A 17,508-nucleotide genomic window follows, 5' to 3' on the forward strand; every position below is an offset into this window, starting at 1 on the left:
TATGTTTACATGTCGCAAGTATAGCATATTTTGTACAACTTTGTCTTTCTATTTCGGTTTTCAAGCAGGATTTTGTCGGTTACTGCGCTTACCCGGGAAATAGCTTCCTCTTCAATCTCATTTCCCTATGTGCGAATTCATTTTCCATCCGAACTTTAAACTTATACGTCAAATCTTGCTCTTGCCGCAAGTAGTGAATCGCTTTTTTTGTGTAATGGAGCGCCTTTTCCGGCTCCTTTAATTTATGCTCAAACAGCTTTGCTAATTCCTCATAGGCAATGACTTTTTCTCTTCCCACTAAGCTTTCAGCAGCAATTGCAAATGATTCGATTGCCTTTGAATGCAAATCTTCCTTTTTTAGAAGGAATCCGATATGAAAATGTGCCTTCGGTTCTTCTGCTCCATATTCCGCAATAACATCCATAAGGACATTTTTGCTACGGTCGAATGATTTCAAGTCTGTATACCATTTTCCGATATTCGTTTTTGCGTTTGCAGATGAGATTGCATCGTCTTGCAAAAGAAGGTCTGTTGACCGGATATATAAAGTGACGAGAGAGAGGATATCCCATTCGTTATGAAGTAAGACTTTCATGAGTAATTCGGCTCGACCATTTTTCACCGCATCCTGGTAAATAATCGGTGCCATATGTCCGGGAATATCGCCTTCGCGGAAGAATCCGAGTTGCTCTTCCTCGACCGCGGTCAATTTGAAAGTTTCCATTTCATTTTTCCAAATTCTTTTCGAACCGTGAAGCAAATCAATCTCAGTATGCTTCAGTAGTCTCGGTAATACATCCCTATTCATCGTCCATCTCGTCTCCACTTGTGGCATATCGAAGCTTTTTCCGTTGTACATGACGATCGACATCTGTGTTTTCCATAGTTCGGAAGCATAGAGAAATGCCGCTTCATGATCCGGTCCAGGCAATACATATTGTGTCAATGTGAACGCTTCTTCCGTAAATTCGATGAATCCCATAAGGAAGATAAGTGTGCCGGCACCTTTCAATCCCGTCGTCTCTGTATCAAAAAAGACGAGTGGCTGAGTAAAGTCCGGTGCAAGAGGATGTATTTCCTCAGATTCGCGCCATCTTTCCACTGTGTCTACTAATCCGGAAAGCTCAAATTTCCCATGGCGATAACCTGGTTCATAGACGACCGTCCGTTTATAGACGATGCCGTATTCATTTTCCTCTTTTGTCAATCCAGCATCGAGCCACCTTTTCTCGTAAGGTGGCGATGGTGGCGTTTTTCGTATTTGAGTTTGGGGCTTTTTCTCGGCTTTAGGAGCTTTCTTTTTTAAAAGCTTCTTCATTTCTATCAGTTTAGCTTCATACGACATCGGTCTTTCCTCCAACGATGTCTTGCAGAAGAGCTATAACATCCCGTTTTATACGAATCCCCTCTTCTTGCGCACCGATACAGACAGGACATCCGTTTTCACAATGGCAACTACGCACATGTTCTGCTGCCTTTTGCAGCAATTCATCCCAGCGGCCATAAATCTTTTCACTTAAGCCGATGCCTCCAGGATAGCTGTCGTAAATGAAAATTGTCGGTTTACCCGTATGGATTGCTTTCACTTGAGGTACGACATGGATATCCGACCGGTCACAACGGACGAATAACGGAATGAATGATTGAACAGCGTATGCAGCTCCTGTCAACGCATCCGTCAAATCCGATTCCTTCCATCCGTCCGGTGCTTCGAATGAATACCAAGTAGATGAAGTATGCAGCTCCTCTGCGGGCAGTGAAATTGGTCCTGAACCGATATTGTCATGCGTGTCAAAACGGATCTTCTTAAAAATAGTAGGAATCGCCAATACAGCAATATCTCCGTACGCCACATCCGCTTCCCCGAGTTGCGTGCTTTCATCTTCACTAATCACTTTCAACTCCACGGCCAAATTGGCATCCGTATAATAATCGACATCGACTTCCGTCACGTATGCCTTTTTTTCTTCCCAATCTAGCATTTCTACTTGATATTGCTTGCCTTGATGGATATAGATTGCCTCTTCATGCAGTAACGTCATCGCACTGTAGCGGTCCATCTCGCCAATTACGATCGTCCCTTTAGGAATCGTTTTGTCGATGATGACGACATTTTCTTGGGAAGCGGAACGTAGACTTATTTCGCTCGCTGGGAATCGATCTGTCATCCAATGCCATTTATCGGATGTTTTGACGAGCACACCTTCACTTTCCAAAAATGCGAGCAACTCCTGAACTTCAAACTCTCCGTATGTTTCCGTTAATGTGAACGGCAATTCAAACGAAGCACATTTCAAATGATCCATAAGAATGAGCATATTGTCAGGATGAATCCTCGCTTCTTCAGGTGTCTGGCCTAACAAGTATTCGGGGTGTTGAATAATGTATTGGTCTAATGCCAGCGATTGTGCGACGTAAATAATTAAAGCGTCATCCTGCCTTCTTCCCGCTCTCCCGGCCTGTTGATAGGCGCTCGCGATGTTGCCAGGATACCCAGTCATAATGCAAGCTTGCAATTGTCCGATATCGATGCCAAGCTCGAGCGCATTCGTGCTTACAACTGTCTTTATTTCACCTTCGCGCAACCTTTTTTCAATTTTTCTACGCTCCGAAGGCAAATACCCGCCTCTGTAGCCCATAATTGTCTCATCGAACAGTTTTTTCTTCGTCAATTCCTTCATATACGTAACAAGCATTTCAACGCGCACCCTGCTTTTTGCAAAGATGATCGTTTGAATTCCTTCCCTATACAAAAACGATGCGATATCCCGCACTTCAAGAATTGCGCTTCGCCTAATGCCAAATGTTTTATGGACAATCGGCGGGTTGTAAAAGATGAAATGCTTGACCCCGGAAGGAGCGCCGTTGTTCGATATGAGACGCATTGGTGTATTTGTCAACGACTCGGCAAGTTCTTTCGGATTGGCAATCGTTGCAGATGTACAAATGAAAGTTGGATTACATCCGTAATAATTACAAATGCGTTTCAACCTTCTAATGACGTGGGCGACATGGCTCCCGAACACCCCTTTATACGTATGCAATTCGTCTATAATGATATACTTCAAATTTTCGAATAGAGAAACCCATTTCGTATGATGTGGCAAAATGCCTGAATGCAGCATATCAGGATTTGTCAACACGATATGGCCCGATTTCCGCACTTTCGTACGCAGTCCAGGCGCGGTATCCCCGTCATATGTGTAGCTAAGAATCGTCTCCCCGCTCGCTTCAATTAATTCATGCAAATCAGCCAACTGGTCTTGTGCTAGTGCTTTTGTCGGAAACAGATAAAGCGCGCGTGAAGCGTCATCCTCCAAAATGCTTTGCAGGACTGGCAGATGGTAGCACAAAGATTTACCGGAAGCGGTAGGCGTTACAGCTGTTATCGACTTGCCGGAAGCTACATGATCGAATGCTTCACGTTGATGACTGTATAAACGATCAATCCCTTTTGCCCCCAAAGCCTTCACGATAGATGGATGAAGTTGTTCCGGAAACGATGCGTATTCAGCAGATTTGCCCTCGATCTTTTCATAGTGGCGAATATTAGAGGAGAGTTCAGGATCCGATAAAAAACGATTCACTGTTTCCAGGACGCTCATCTTCTTCATCCATCCTCTCCTCCTTTTCCCTTCAGTTCATCCAAAATAGTTCGCAATGTATACGTTGCAGAATTAATAGAAAGAACAAATCGTTTTTTTCCAGTGTTCTTATAAAAAGATTGGACGATAAATTGTTTCATTGAATCATTCAACGATTCAATTTGATGGGGATGCACGTATTTTGGTTTTTCTTCCCGTATCAACGTTCGCATCTCCTCCGTCCATTCGTCCAGCAATTTATGGTTTGTATCTGCATACGGTTTTACTTCTGCAAAAAAATCTGGCTCCTTGTCTAATTCACGCATAGCTGGGAGTCTTTCCAAGCACTCTTCACATACAGAAAGGAGCCGTTCCGTTTTCTCTAGTAAGTTTAGCAAATGATTTCTTCCTCTCCGAAGTCTTTCCTATAGTCTATCAAAAACTGCAGTTGGACACCAAGCCTAAACGAACGTGCATTCTTTCATATATATTAATGAACAACTTTGACGAAACTTTTTGAGCGATAATCCGTCCAATCATTATGGTATGATAGGAATTGCGAGGTGGTAGGAATGACAATTCGATATCCAAACGGAAAAAAATATGTTCCGGCACAACGCTCTGCCAGAGTGGAAAATAAAAATCTCTCGTTCAGCAACCGCGGGAAAACATTAGAGGACGAGTTGAACGAAACGAATGAATATTATTTGTCCCATAATAAAGCTGTCATCCATAAGAAGCCGGTCCCAATCCAGATCGTACACGTAAAATATCCTGCCAGAAGCGCAGCTGTCATAACCGAAGCGTACTTCAGATCTCCTTCCACAACTGATTATAATGGCGTTTGGAAAGGAAAATATATTGATTTTGAAGCAAAGGAAACGAAAAATACGACATCTTTTCCTTTGCAAAATATCCATGAGCATCAGGTCGAACATATGAAAAAAGTTACCGAACAAGAAGGCATCGCATTTCTGTTAGTGAAATTCGCAAGTTTAGAGCGCTATTTTATCGTCCCCTACGAGTACTTTGAAGAAAAGTGGGAAAGAATGATAGCGGGAGGAAGAAAATCTATTACACTTCAGGAAATGGAAGATATATCCATAGAAGTGTACGCAGGCTTTAATCCAAGGCTAGATTATTTGGCTGCTCTGGATTCCCTTTTGCAAAAGCCCGAAGTAGATACAAGATTGAAAGGCAGGAAAACATATGAGTGATCAGACAAAATCCCGGACTGCACGACGCCGCCAGATGGAGGCGAAGAAAAGGAACGGGAACAACAAAAATGGTAGAAATCTACTAAAGAAAATTATTCTAGGCATTATTGCCATCGGTATAGCAATATTAGTTGGTGGAGCGAGCTTATTCGCTTACTACGCAAGTAGTGCGCCTGATCTCGATGAGAGTCTATTAAAAGACCCGCTCACATCCAATATTGCCGACCGCAATGGGAATGTATTTTATAAACTCGGAGCCGAAAAACGAGAATTTGTTCCATACGACCAAATTCCAGAAGAAATGGAAAATGCGGTTCTCGCAACCGAAGACATTCGCTTCTACAAACACCACGGCATGGATTTCTGGAGGCTAGGCGGTGCAGTACTCGCTAACTTCCAAAGCGGCTTCGGATCACAAGGAGCTTCAACACTAACACAGCAAGTCATTAAAAACTCATTCCTCTCCCATGAAAAGACATTGAAGCGGAAAGCTCAAGAAGCGTGGCTCGCTTTCAAACTCGAAAATGAGTATTCAAAACAGCAAATCTTCGAAATGTATTTCAATAAAATTCTCATGTCGGGTAACATTTATGGGATTGGAACTGCCGCAAAAGAATTTTACGGCAAAGACTTGGATGAACTGGAATTGCATGAAATGGCATTGTTAGCAGGAATGCCGCAATCCCCGAACGGCTATAACCCGTTCAAAAATCCAGAGCGAGCCGAGAAACGCCGAAACACTGTTCTTAACCTTATGTACAAACATGGGAAAATAACGAAGGAAGAGATGGAAACGGCTAAAGCCATTCCTGTTACAAAAACACTCATTCCGGAAGAGCAACGCCAACAAAACAAGGATGCAAAATATCTCGCTTATGTCGATATCGTATTGGATGAATTGGAAGCAGCCGGCATGATGGATCTTCTTTCAGAAGGCGTAACGATCCAAACAGCACTCGACCCAGCTGCACAACAGTCAGTTGAAAAAGCAATTAACTCGCCGATTTATGAGTCTGATGAAATGCAAGCTGGTATGACGGTCCTTAATACAAAAACTGGAGAAATCGTCGCTATAGGCGGAGGACGGAACTTTACTGGACGGAATTTGAACTTCGCTTCTAGTGACAACCGCAGACAACCTGGCTCGGTCATCAAACCGATTCTATCTTACGGTCCAATTATTGAGTATGAAAATTGGTCGACTGCACATATTGTTGACGACGAACCTTATAAATACAAAGGAACAAATATATCAATACGTAACGTTGATGGGAAATACCTTGGTCCGATTTCGGCAAGGGAAGCATTGTATCGTTCCAGAAATATCCCGGCAGTAAAAGTTTTTGAGGAAGTCGGAACGAAACGCGCCCGTGAATTTGCAGGCAAACTCGGGCTGAAATATGGTGATATGAGTTCCACGCTTGCTATCGGCGGAGGAGAAGGTGAATTTTCCACAATTGAAATGGCCGGAGCTTATGCGCCTTTTGGCAACGGAGGCATTTACACGGAACCCCACGCTGTCAAGGAAATCATTTACCGTGATGGCTCGAAGCGCAATTTAGCAAAAGACCCTGTCACGGTTATGAAAGATTCAACAGCCTATATGGTGACAGATATTTTACGTGACGTCATCACACTTGGAACCGGTAAAACGGCGCGTGTTTCCGGATTAGATATGGCCGGAAAGACGGGTACGACAAACTATGATGCGAAAACGAAAAGTGAAAAAGGTATGAAAAATACCGATGTACCTGATAGCTGGTTCACCGGTTATACGACAGAATATACAATTTCAGTTTGGGGTGGCTATAAAGACTTTAAAACCCCGATTACAACATACGATCGAGGCCGCTATGTACCGCAAATTCTATTCAGGTCGGTAATGACTGATTTAGTAGCCGGAAAGAATACGCCGCGATTCAAGCAACCGAGTTCTGTTGAAGAGGCAGTTATCGTCAAAGGATCCAATCCGACAATTTTGGCAAGCAATTCTACACCTGATGCGTTAAAGAGTACAGAACTATTCATAAGAGGAACGGTGCCAACCGAAATGGACAAAGAATATATTACTGAACTGGAAGCACCGAGCGACTTGTCTGCGCAATACGATGCAGAGACGAACTCAGTGTCACTAAATTGGTCGTACGACAATCCAGATGCATTTTTACTTCCGGAACCAATCCAATTTAATGTGTCTGTATCAGTAGACGGCAGTGAACCACAGAGCATGAAAATGACTTCTGAACATGCCGTAACGTTTTCAGAAGTAGAAATCGGCCGTACGTATGTCTTCTACGTTTCAGCAATTTCAGGAGACATCCAAAGTAGTCCAGCTTCCACTTCACTGTTAATCGAGGGGCAGATAAATGATGACCCTTGGTTAGATGATGAAAGCGAATATGATAATAATGGAAACTGGAATAACGGAAATTGGAACAATGGAAATAACGGCAACAACGGCAATAACAATAGTGGAAACAATGGACATTCCGACAATATGACCGGTGACGGTTCCGATAATTATAATGATGAAACAGGAAACAACGGAACTGGAGAAGATGATAGTTCTGAAGATGGAACCGGAAACGGCAACAACGGAAGATAAAAAACAGCAGGAAAGGATTTTTTACATCCCTTCCTGCTGTTTTATTTTTTCATTGCCAACCGACTAACCGCTTTTTTCAGCACCTCTGTATAAAGTGCATCCAACTGTACATATGCATGATATTTCATTAATTTCTCACGAATAAATTCCAAGCGTTCTTCCCCATTTAATGGTTCAACTGGAATTATTCGGTCGCCATTAGGATTAACGTAACTAAATAACTCAATCATGTCCGCATAATTTTCAATTGCCTTTTCCATCATGCTCGCAACTTCAGGATCATTCCGCTTATATGCTTCCTCTACATTCTCTTTCATATCTAACCAATTGTTCCAGTAGGAATATAAAAGCTCTTTCTTATCCATTTTGGAATTATGCAATGCCTTTCATCCGTTTCTTTCCTTCCCTGCACAACGAAAGAAGCGGACATTCGCCACAAGCAGGATTTTGAGCTTTGCAATGATAGCGTCCAAAGAAAATAATTTGATGATGCGTATCTGTCCATCTTTCTCTAGGCGTCCATCGCATGATCTTTTCTTCCACTATGAGAGGTGAATCTTTCCATCGATTCATGCCAAGGCGTTTAGCAACACGCTCAACATGCGTGTCGACAGCTAACGCTGGAATACCGAATGCGTTTGAAACAACAACATTCGCCGTTTTTCGCCCAACACCAGGTAAAGTCGTAAGCAAATCTCTATCAGCTGGCACCTCTCCAGCAAACTCTTCTATTAGAAGTGCGCTTAACGCTTGAATGTTTTTCGCTTTATTCCGATACAGGCCAATTGAACGAATGTCATTTTGAAGTTCCTCAATATCAACTTCTAAATAATCTGATGGCTTTTTATACTTTTTGAATAAATCCGCAGTTACACGGTTCACGAGTACATCCGTACATTGAGCGGAAAGCAATGTGGCGATGAGCAGCTCGAAAGCATTATCGTGCACCAACTCACAATGCGCATCTGGAAACATTTTGCCAAATTCCTCGAGGCACTGTTCCCATTGTTTCTTCGTCAACATATGCAATCACCTATTCCCGTTCTTCCAACCAATTATAAAATGGAACCTTTTTGACGACGGTTTCCTTTTGTTGAACTGGACGCGTCATTGAAGTCCTAAATGACTTGGACTGCTTTTCCACGTCACTCAACGTTTTAACTCTTTTTTTCTTCCATTCAAAAAGAATCCGATCGATATAGCGCATACTTAGCTTTTGGGCAAGGACAGCCTCTTTCAATGCCGCCCTAATGATTTGGACTGTATGTCCATCATCATCTAACCACATTGTAATCGTTTCGCACTCCATTGGAGATAAAAGGCGGCCGAACTCTTGTTCAAATAACGAAAAGATTTCACCTTCTTCATCCTTGTCCTTCTGCTCTTCCACTACGGTCTGTTCTGCCTGAACTATATCCAAAAGTCTATTCCACAATGGCTGTAGCGAAAACTGTTCGTAAAGCACCCCGTTTTCATCCTCACCTTGCTGGATTTTCAATAATCCACGTTGCATGAAACGTTGAAGGATTTCAGACACTTCATTCTCCGTTAAATGCATGCGTTTAGCTAGATCAGATGGTGTAGGAAATTGCGAACCGCTCGCCTGAAATGCATACATATGCATCAAAAGTACTGCATCAATATCTTTTATTTCCAACACTTTATAGTGCTGAAAAAAGAGCTGGGGAATGGTGACATTCCCCTGCTCAATCCAAATGCGGAGTCGTTCTTCATCTTTCATGCCGAACACCTCACTGTTATAAAATCTGCAAATTAAGGATAAAGTCGATTCAAGAGACGCGGGAACGGAATTGTTTCACGAACGTGTTCTACTCCTGAAATCCACGCCACCGTCCGTTCCAATCCAAGCCCGAAGCCGGAATGTGGAACAGCACCGTATTTACTCAATTCCAAATACCATTGATAAGCAGACTCATCTAGATTATGTTCTTGAATTCGTTGTTTCATCAATTCATAGTCGTAAACGCGTTCTGAACCACCGATAATCTCCCCATAGCCTTCTGGTGCAATTAAATCTGCACAAAGGACGACATCGTCACGATCCGGATGCGGCTGCATATAGAACGGTTTAATACCAGTCGGATAATGTGTAATAAATACCGGCATATCAAAGCTTTCAGCAATTGCCGTTTCATGCGGTGCACCGAAATCATCGCCCCATTCGATATCATCGAATCCTTTCTCGTGAAGGAACTTAATTGCATCATCGTATGTGATACGCGGGAATGGAGCTTGAATTCTTTCCAATTTCGAAAGGTCTCTGCCTAACCTCTCAAGTTCCAATGGGCAGTTTTGCAAAACAGATTGCACAATATGTGATACGTACTGCTCTTGAATTTCCAAGCTTTCTTCATGTTGAACAAATGCCATTTCGGGTTCAATCATCCAGAACTCGATCAAGTGGCGACGTGTCTTCGATTTTTCCGCACGGAATGTCGGACCAAATGAGAATACTTTCCCTAGGGCCATTGCTGCCGCTTCTAAATAGAGTTGCCCTGATTGAGACAAATAAGCGTCCTCATCGAAATATTTCGTATGGAAAAGTTCAGAAGTTCCTTCCGGTGAAGAGCCTGTCAAAATAGGTGGATCCACTTTTACAAAACCATTCATATGGAAAAACTCATATGTTGAGCGAATAATTTCATTCCGAATTTTCATGATCGCATGTTGCTTGCGGGACCGTAGCCATAAATGACGGTTATCCATTAAAAATTCAGTTCCATGCTCCTTCGGTGTGATCGGATAATCAACTGCTTCGTGAATAATTTCAATATCTTTTACTTGTAGTTCAACTCCGAATGAAGAACGCTCATCTTCCGTCACTTCTGCTGTAACATACAGTGAAGATTCCTGATGAATGGACCTTGCTTTGGCAAAAAGTTCGTCACCTACAACATCCTTGACAACAACGCCTTGAACAAAACCGGATCCGTCACGCAGTTGTAAGAATGCGATTTTACCGCTTGACCTTTTATTCGATAGCCATGCCCCAATTCGGACAGTTTCGCCGACGTGATCTGGCATTTCATGAATCATAATTGTTTTCATAAGTACCTCCGCGAAATATAACTATTATTCTTTCCAGTTAGCTTCTACAAATGAGCGAATGCGTTTCACAGCTTCCTCAAGCAAGTCAATTGATGTCGCATAGGACAATCGAATCGTTTCAGGTGATCCGAAGCCGGATCCAGGGATAACGGCTACCTTCGCTTCCGTCAATAGCGCAGATGCAAAATCATCTACATTTGTAAAACCTGTTTTCTCTACTGCCTCTGTAACTTCCGGCAATAAATAGAATGCGCCTTGCGGTTTTACGACAGTAAAGCCAGGAATAGCTGCGAGTTGAGGGTAAATACGCTCAAGTCTGGACTCAAAGTCCTTCCTCATATCTTCCACTGCATCTTGAGGACCATCATACGCTTCAATTGCAGCATATTGTGAAGTCGTTGTTGGATTGGATGTCGAATGGCTTGCCAAATTTGTCATCGCGCTAATAACTACTTCGTCACCCGCGATATACCCGATCCTCCAGCCTGTCATTGAATGGGATTTAGACACCCCGTTAATAATGAGCGTCCGCTTTTTCGCATCATCCGAAAGTTGTGCTATCGAAATATGCTTCTCTCCGCCATATGTCAGTTTTTCATAGATTTCATCCGAAACGATCCAAATATCCTTTTCTTGACAAACTTCCGCAATTTGTTGAAGTTCATCCTGTGAATAGATCATACCTGTCGGATTTCCTGGAGAATTAATAATAACCGCTTTCGTTTTAGATGTAATTGCATTGCGGATTTGATCAGCTGTCACTTTAAATTGGGACTCTGATGTTCCCTCGACGAACACAGGAACACCTTCAGCCAATTTTACTTGTTCAGGATAACTTACCCAATATGGAGTTGGAATGATTACTTCATCGCCCGGGTTAAGTAAGACTTGGAACAACGTATATAAGACGTGTTTCGCTCCGATACCAATCATAATTTCCTGCCTAGAGTACTCCAACTGCTGATCCTTTTTCAATTTAGCGATAACGGAATCTTTTAATGCGGGAAGCCCACCTGAGGGCGTATATTTCGTCTTGCCTTCAATCATCGATTTTGTAGCTGCTTCCAAAATATTTTCAGGTGTATTGTAATCCGGTTCCCCTGCTCCTAACCCGATAACGTCAATACCTGACTCCTTCATAGCTTTCGCTTTCGCAGTAATGGCAAGGGTTGTGGATGGTGATAATGTACTGACCCTCGTTGCTAACTTCTTTGTCAACTGAATCGCTCCCTTTTGTCCTCTATGGTTGAAAAAATTACAGATTCAAAATCCTTTTCCACCATTTGCCGTTCTCAAAAAAGACATACACATAATTCAATTTTCCGTTTTCACTTTTAAATGCTACTTCCCATACAGGATGGCCTTCTTCCAAGCCAAGGGTCACGTGAAGAATCTTTTCCACTGACAGTTCTACCTTAACTGTCTCGATTGCAGTTTGGGCATCTATGCCATCTTTCATCGCGACTTCATTAAGGATTGCCCCCGTTTTCTCTTCAACGAAGACCGCTTTCTCATTACCTTCGCTATCCTTGCCAAAAACAGTCACCATCGAAACGGCTCCATTGTAAAAATCTGTATGATCAATGGATTCTAGAGCTCCTGACCTTAATGCATCCGCTTCTGCTTGTTGTCGAGCGATTGAAAAAGGTTCATTGGCATTATAAAAAACGATGACAGTGATGATAAGTGATAACGCTAAAAGGAAAACTGCGATGAATTTAAACCAATTCATCATAAATCATCACTTCCTATACACTTAACTGCAAACTGGATATTCTTCCTCATCCTGTTTTTTTAATACTCCCTATTTATTATAACAATCTTCGAGCTCATTCACCATAGATTCCAATGACACTTTCTTTACAGAAACTGAAGGCAGTGCATTTAAGAAGCGCTTCCCATAAGATTTTGTGTCAATTCGTCTATCTAATATAATGAAAAAGCCTCTTTCTCCCGATGAACGAATTAAACGTCCAAAACCTTGCCGAAATCTTAATATTGCTTCTGGAAGCGATAAATCAGTAAATGGATTTGATCCACTCGCAGCAAGTCTTGTAGCTTTCGCCTTGAAGACGACATCATCAGGCGATGAAAACGGCAACCGAACAATAATGACAGCTGACAATGCCTCACCAGGCACATCGACACCTTCCCAGAAACTGTTAGTTCCAAATAGGATTGACTTACTGAACTGGCGGAACGATTTCAACAGTTTCATGCGACTTCCTGAGCTAACCCCTTGTGCAATGAGCGCGTAGTCATTCAATAATTCACTCTCTAAAATTAATTCGTATGTTTTCCGGAGCATATCCTGTGAAGTGAATAAGACAAAAAGCCTGCCACCTGTTGCAAAGACAGTTTGAACGACAGCGTCTGCAACAGCTTCAATATAGTCACTTTGAGATACATGTTGAATCGAAGGCATATCTTCAACGATGAATATTCCCGCATTGTCATAAAAATGCGCTGGTGCATCAAAAGTCCTCACAGGTACACTATCAGCGATCCCTAACTGCCTAGAAACAAAACGGTTATCTTGGTTAATTGTCATCGTGGCAGATGTCCAGACGATACCAACCTTTTCGTCTTTAAGGCTTTGGATAAATTCCTTCGTAATTGCCGATCCATCGACTGGACTTTTTACGACATTGAGACTTCCAGGCAAGCTCCGCTTATCCTTTTCAATCCAAACGGTGAAATTTTCCGTTTCATCGTCCAAAAATATTTCAACCCATTCGCCGGCTTTTATTTTCAATTCTCTCAGCCAGTAATTCCATTCCGATAAAAACGCCTGTTCTTTTTGCGACATTTTCTCGCTTTGCACGTCTAAACGGGAACTAATTGTTTGCACATGCTCTATATATCCGTTCATTTTTTCTGCCATTTGTGAAAAGAGGGATTCGTTGCCGGCTAGTTCCTCGAGACCGAAAATTACTCGATTCCCTTGCTGTCCTCCTTTTACTTGAGGCCGATGATTCGACAATAGAAGAGCAATGTCGTCAAACACATTTGCAAATTGCTCAAAGGAAACTGCAAGCTTCCCGAACACTTGGTTCCCATAATTCCCATACTTCCGATGAAGCTTCATCATTTGATGGAGTAGTTGACCTTCCGCATCTGAGCTAAGCTGGCCCATGACATACTTCCAGTTCATATAAGATAGGACAGTCTCCTTTGAATTCATAGCGGTGTGTATGAATTGATGGGCTTCATCGATGATTAGGCCAGATATGTTTTGAAAGATCTTTCGTTCGCGTTTTGAGTCCGACAAAAGCATAGAATGATTCGTAATGATGAGATTGGAATGGTGACAAGCGTCCATCAATCCAAGATGATAATCCGCCAATTTTTCATCTTCCTTCATCTGATTGTTCCGTTTGCGAATTCTGTCGATAAACAATTGCCCTCCACCAGATACATTTAACTCATTGACATCACCGGTAGTTGTTTCAGTAAGCCAAACAAGAATTTGCATAATCGTAAACGTCTCATCATACGATTCATCGGTAATCCTTAATAACTCCTCAAACTTTCCGAGCGATATATATTGCTCCCGTCCTTTTAGGACCGTCGCAATACATTTGATGTCTAACATTTTCCGAATTCGCTTCACTTCATTTTCCAAAATCATATCGACGAGATGGTTCGTAAACGTACTAATGACGACAGGTTTTCCTGTTTGTAATGAACGGACGACTGCCGGCAGCAAATAGCCAACCGTTTTTCCGACACCTGTAGGAACCTCGACGACGACTTCAGAATGTGAAGAGAGCGTTTCCCATACAGCATCCATAAAATCCAATTGGGGTTTACGGTAGTCGAAAGAAGGATATGCCTTTTTTAACAGTCTGCTTTTTTCCTCTTCCCCAATTGGGTATTCACAACGTGTCGATACGACTTCCGTTGGTATTTTTACATTACGGTATGGAATTCCTCTGAATAACGGAAGTTTCCTACCGCTAGCAGTTGTCCGGACATGCTTCAACGCTTCGTAAATAAGTGTCGAAATATCCGAGCGCAATGAGAATGAACGCCGGTGCAATAAACTTAATGTCTCTTCTGGTAAAGTCCGAAGCTTCGTTAATGCAGTTAGTAGCAAATTCGCTGTTGCTTGCGCATCGTCATCCGCTCGATGTGCAGCGGGCAACTCAATAGCCAATTCCTCTGCTAAATCTTGTAGACGGTAGCTCGAGGAAGATGGGAAAAGAATTTTAGACAACTCTACAGTGTCAATTTTCTTTCCAGACCATCTCGATACATTGCATCGCTTGAATTCACTTTGCAAAAACGATAAATCAAAATCAGTATTATGCGCAACAAATACTGTCCCTTGCAACATGTCAGAGACTTCATGAGCGATGTCTTCGAATGTTGGAGCGGACAGTACTTCTTCATCTGTAATCGCGGTCAACTGTTGGATGAAGGCAGGTATTTCACGTTTTGGATTGACAAATCGAGCATATTTATGCGTTATCGTTCCATTTTCAATGAAGACGATTGCGATTTGTATGATCCGATCTCCCTTTGAAGGAGAGTGTCCAGTCGTTTCTAAGTCAACGACTGCATATGTACGATTTTCCATTCAATCATCAACTTCCTGTATTGAATACTACAGCAGATTGTATCATATTCCGCAGCTTGTTTGCTCATTTAGGTATTCATTGAAATAAAAAATGCCGATGAAGGAAAATCCCAATCCTTCATCGGCGTAATATTCAATTAGGCAATGACACCCGGCGCTTCTTTAATTAGTTCCTTTATGCCATTTTGTTCATCCATGAGGAGAACTGTCGGTTGATGAGTACGGGCCTCATCTTCCGATACATAGACATAAGAAATGATAATAACAATATCGCCTTTTTGGACCAATCTCGCTGCGGCACCATTGACGCAAATGACTCCACTTCCACGTTCTCCTGCAATAATATACGTCTCAAAACGAGCCCCATTATTATTGTTAACAATATGGACTTTCTCATTTGGCAACATACCTGCAGCATCGAGCAAATCACTATCGATTGTAATGCTTCCTACATAATTTAAATTTGCTTCCGTCACCGTAGCTCGATGTAATTTACTGTTCATCATCATTCGAAACATGAGAACCACCCTTAGTTGACATAATAATATTATCTATTAATCTTGTTGAGGAGAACTGGACAGCACATGCCAAAATAACTTCATTTGTATTTACTGTTATCGGCCCCAATCCAGGATATGCAAGCATTTTTACATAATCAATCTTCCCTGAACTATTGGAAACAATCCATTCTGAAACTTGCTGTTCAATTTCCTCACTATGTGCGCCATTACCGAACATATCCGCTCCGATTTGCAACGCCTTATAAATGACAGGCGCTTCTGAACGCTCCACAGTCGTTAAATTCACATTGCGCGAGCTTTTCGCCAAACCGTCGTCTTCCCTTACAATCGGAACGCGAACGATTGCTGTTCGTAAATTAAAGTCATGGACGAACGTCTCGATAATTGCCAATTGCTGAGCATCTTTCACACCAAAATACGAACGATCTGGGTCAACAATGTTGAATAGCTTTAATACAACCTTGAGTACTCCGTCGAAATGTCCAGGTCTTGAAGCACCGCAAAGTTCACATGCTAGTTTGCCCGGCAAAATTCGGATGCCACTATTTGTAGGATACATTTCATCGACCGTAGGAATGAATAAAATATCGACGCCTGCTTCACTCGCAAGACGAAGATCCCTTTCCGTATCACGTGGATAGGACTCGAAATCCTCGCCCGGTCCAAACTGTGCTGGATTGACAAAAATGCTCATAACAACGATGTCGTTTTGTTCCTTTGCATGCTCCACGAGAGATAAATGTCCTTCGTGTAAATAGCCCATAGTAGGGACAAAACCGACCGTAGCACCTTTGCGCTCATTTCGATTCAATTTCTTTTGAAGCTCTTCAATTGTTGATATTACTAAGATGTTCGTACTTTCAACGGTCATCGAGCATTCCTCCGTATAGTGCAACCAATTCATCCTCTTTCATTGTAAAACGGTGTGCCTCGGTTGGAAATTCGCCGGTCTTAACTGCCGATGTGTATTTTTCTAAAGCTTTTCTAATGTCAGTACCAATGTCAGCGTACGCTTCAACAAATTTAGGAATATGGTGATTTCCGTATTTGACAGTATCATGGAAGACGAGAACTTGACCGTCCGTCTCTGCCCCAGCCCCTATCCCAATCGTTGGAATGGAAACAACTTTTGAAACCTGCTCCGCCAATTGATACGGAATGCATTCCAGGACAATCATGCAAGCACCTGCTACTTCACAAGCGATTGCATCTTGGATTAGTTGTTCAGCAGCTTCGGCAGTCTTCCCTTGTACTTTGTACCCGCCTGCAACAGCAGCAGATTGGGGTAGGAGTCCTAAATGAGCGACGACCGGAATTCCTGTCTCCGTCAATAAACGGATTGTGTCAATCACCCGTCCTCCACCTTCCAGTTTCAATGCGTTTGCGCCAGTCTCCTGAAAAATGCGGGCTGCTGATTCTAGCGTCCGGTCTTTCGAACCATGGTAGGAAGCAAAAGGCATATCGACGACGACAAATGTATCCTTTGCTCCCCTCCTAACCGCTTTTCCATGATGAATCATATCATCTACTGTTACCGCAGCTGTTGAATCGTACCCTAATACGACCATACCAAGTGAGTCTCCTACGAGAATCACATCAACCCCCGCCTCCTCCGCTAATTGTGCGGATGGATGGTCATAAGCGGTTAACATAACAATCTTTTCTCCTTGGCGTTTCATCTTCGTGAAATCTGTACTACTTTTCATCCGTATCCTCTCCCTTTTGTTTGTCAAAATGGAGAAAACCGAAAATTAAAAACCCTTCCGACCTAAAAAAGGGCAGAAGGATTGTGTAATTACGATTTTTGGTTTCCTCCGTCCCTGTCTTTTACAAGATCAAGGCAGAACTTATTGGATTTTCTGTAACTCTAAATATTGAAGGTGCAATTCCGATAGATACTGCCCTTCGCCATTACTATAGCAAATCGATG

At 42.4% G+C, this 17,508-nt stretch carries 15 protein-coding genes; 2 read left to right on the plus strand and 13 right to left on the minus strand.

What is annotated here, in order from left to right; genetic code table 11:
• Positions 1–88: 88 nt before the first annotated feature.
• Genes QM454_RS13960 through QM454_RS13970 form a run of 3 tightly spaced genes read right to left on the minus strand, consistent with a single transcriptional unit; the run spans position 89 to position 3,982 of the window.
• Complete coding sequence (locus tag QM454_RS13960) at positions 89–1,345, minus strand: ribonuclease H-like domain-containing protein (protein WP_432359002.1); 1,257 nt, start codon at positions 1,343–1,345, stop codon at positions 89–91.
• Complete coding sequence (locus QM454_RS13965) at positions 1,335–3,614, minus strand: DEAD/DEAH box helicase (RefSeq protein ID WP_432359004.1); 2,280 nt, start codon at positions 3,612–3,614, stop codon at positions 1,335–1,337. The genes QM454_RS13960 and QM454_RS13965 overlap by 11 nt, the downstream gene beginning before the upstream one ends.
• Positions 3,611–3,982, minus strand: a complete 372-nt coding sequence (locus QM454_RS13970; protein WP_432359006.1) for a YppE family protein — start codon at positions 3,980–3,982, stop codon at positions 3,611–3,613. Before QM454_RS13970 ends, QM454_RS13965 begins: the two co-directional genes overlap by 4 nt.
• A gap of 174 nt (positions 3,983–4,156) precedes the next feature.
• On the opposite strand from QM454_RS13970, the gene recU reads away from it, so the two are divergent.
• Together recU and QM454_RS13980 are read left to right on the plus strand one after the other, a co-directional pair.
• Positions 4,157–4,801 (plus strand): Holliday junction resolvase RecU, encoded by a 645-nt coding sequence (gene recU, locus QM454_RS13975; protein ID WP_432359008.1) that lies wholly within the window; start codon positions 4,157–4,159, stop codon positions 4,799–4,801.
• The gene (locus QM454_RS13980) at positions 4,794–7,406 is read left to right on the plus strand and encodes a PBP1A family penicillin-binding protein (RefSeq protein WP_432359010.1); all 2,613 of its coding nucleotides are present in this window, start codon (positions 4,794–4,796) and stop codon (positions 7,404–7,406) included. Before recU ends, QM454_RS13980 begins: the two co-directional genes overlap by 8 nt.
• A gap of 41 nt (positions 7,407–7,447) precedes the next feature.
• On the opposite strand, the gene QM454_RS13985 is transcribed toward QM454_RS13980, so the two are convergent.
• From QM454_RS13985 to panB, 10 genes are all read right to left on the minus strand, one after another.
• Positions 7,448–7,786: a YpoC family protein gene (locus QM454_RS13985; RefSeq protein WP_432359012.1), complete on the minus strand. Its 339-nt coding sequence runs from the start codon at positions 7,784–7,786 to the stop codon at positions 7,448–7,450.
• The gene (nth, locus tag QM454_RS13990; protein ID WP_432359013.1) at positions 7,779–8,429 is read right to left on the minus strand and encodes an endonuclease III; all 651 of its coding nucleotides are present in this window, start codon (positions 8,427–8,429) and stop codon (positions 7,779–7,781) included. Before nth ends, QM454_RS13985 begins: the two co-directional genes overlap by 8 nt.
• A 10-nt stretch (positions 8,430–8,439) precedes the next feature.
• On the minus strand, positions 8,440–9,147 hold the full coding sequence (locus tag QM454_RS13995; RefSeq protein ID WP_432359015.1) for a DnaD domain protein: 708 nt from the start codon (positions 9,145–9,147) through the stop codon (positions 8,440–8,442).
• Positions 9,148–9,179: 32 nt separating this feature from the next.
• Positions 9,180–10,475, minus strand: coding sequence for an asparagine--tRNA ligase (asnS, locus tag QM454_RS14000; protein ID WP_432359017.1), 1,296 nt, complete (start codon positions 10,473–10,475; stop codon positions 9,180–9,182).
• 24 nt (positions 10,476–10,499) lie between these two features.
• Positions 10,500–11,693, minus strand: a complete 1,194-nt coding sequence (locus tag QM454_RS14005) for a pyridoxal phosphate-dependent aminotransferase (protein WP_432359019.1) — start codon at positions 11,691–11,693, stop codon at positions 10,500–10,502.
• A 37-nt stretch (positions 11,694–11,730) separates the two neighbouring features.
• On the minus strand, positions 11,731–12,210 hold the full coding sequence (locus QM454_RS14010) for a DUF5590 domain-containing protein (protein ID WP_432359020.1): 480 nt from the start codon (positions 12,208–12,210) through the stop codon (positions 11,731–11,733).
• Between the two features lie 69 nt (positions 12,211–12,279).
• Positions 12,280–15,057 carry an ATP-dependent DNA helicase DinG gene (dinG, locus tag QM454_RS14015; RefSeq protein WP_432359022.1) on the minus strand — a complete coding sequence of 926 codons (2,778 nt, stop codon included), beginning with the start codon at positions 15,055–15,057 and terminating at the stop codon, positions 12,280–12,282.
• 137 nt (positions 15,058–15,194) lie between these two features.
• Entirely contained in the window at positions 15,195–15,575 is a 381-nt protein-coding gene (panD, locus tag QM454_RS14020; protein ID WP_432359024.1) for an aspartate 1-decarboxylase, read from the minus strand.
• Entirely contained in the window at positions 15,550–16,449 is a 900-nt protein-coding gene (gene panC / locus QM454_RS14025) for a pantoate--beta-alanine ligase (protein ID WP_432359026.1), read from the minus strand. The genes panD and panC overlap by 26 nt, the downstream gene beginning before the upstream one ends.
• A complete protein-coding gene (gene panB, locus QM454_RS14030; RefSeq protein ID WP_432359027.1) occupies positions 16,439–17,284 on the minus strand; it encodes a 3-methyl-2-oxobutanoate hydroxymethyltransferase in 846 nt (281 codons plus the stop codon). Before panB ends, panC begins: the two co-directional genes overlap by 11 nt.
• Positions 17,285–17,508: the final 224 nt, after the last annotated feature.

The organism is Sporosarcina sp. UB5, assembly GCF_050859005.1.
Taxonomy (GTDB): domain Bacteria; phylum Bacillota; class Bacilli; order Bacillales_A; family Planococcaceae; genus Sporosarcina.

Coding starts and splice junctions, on each gene's coding strand:
- recU (WP_432359008.1), top strand. CDS start 4,157: ATGACAATTCGATATCCAAACGGAAAAAAATATGTTCCGGCACAACGC.
- panC (WP_432359026.1), bottom strand. CDS start 16,449: ATGACCGTTGAAAGTACGAACATCTTAGTAATATCAACAATTGAAGAG.
- QM454_RS13965 (WP_432359004.1), bottom strand. CDS start 3,614: ATGAAGAAGATGAGCGTCCTGGAAACAGTGAATCGTTTTTTATCGGAT.
- asnS (WP_432359017.1), bottom strand. CDS start 10,475: ATGAAAACAATTATGATTCATGAAATGCCAGATCACGTCGGCGAAACT.
- panD (WP_432359024.1), bottom strand. CDS start 15,575: ATGTTTCGAATGATGATGAACAGTAAATTACATCGAGCTACGGTGACG.
- nth (WP_432359013.1), bottom strand. CDS start 8,429: ATGTTGACGAAGAAACAATGGGAACAGTGCCTCGAGGAATTTGGCAAA.
- dinG (WP_432359022.1), bottom strand. CDS start 15,057: ATGGAAAATCGTACATATGCAGTCGTTGACTTAGAAACGACTGGACAC.
- QM454_RS13960 (WP_432359002.1), bottom strand. CDS start 1,345: ATGTCGTATGAAGCTAAACTGATAGAAATGAAGAAGCTTTTAAAAAAG.
- panB (WP_432359027.1), bottom strand. CDS start 17,284: ATGAAAAGTAGTACAGATTTCACGAAGATGAAACGCCAAGGAGAAAAG.
- QM454_RS13980 (WP_432359010.1), top strand. CDS start 4,794: ATGAGTGATCAGACAAAATCCCGGACTGCACGACGCCGCCAGATGGAG.
- QM454_RS13995 (WP_432359015.1), bottom strand. CDS start 9,147: ATGAAAGATGAAGAACGACTCCGCATTTGGATTGAGCAGGGGAATGTC.
- QM454_RS14010 (WP_432359020.1), bottom strand. CDS start 12,210: ATGATGAATTGGTTTAAATTCATCGCAGTTTTCCTTTTAGCGTTATCA.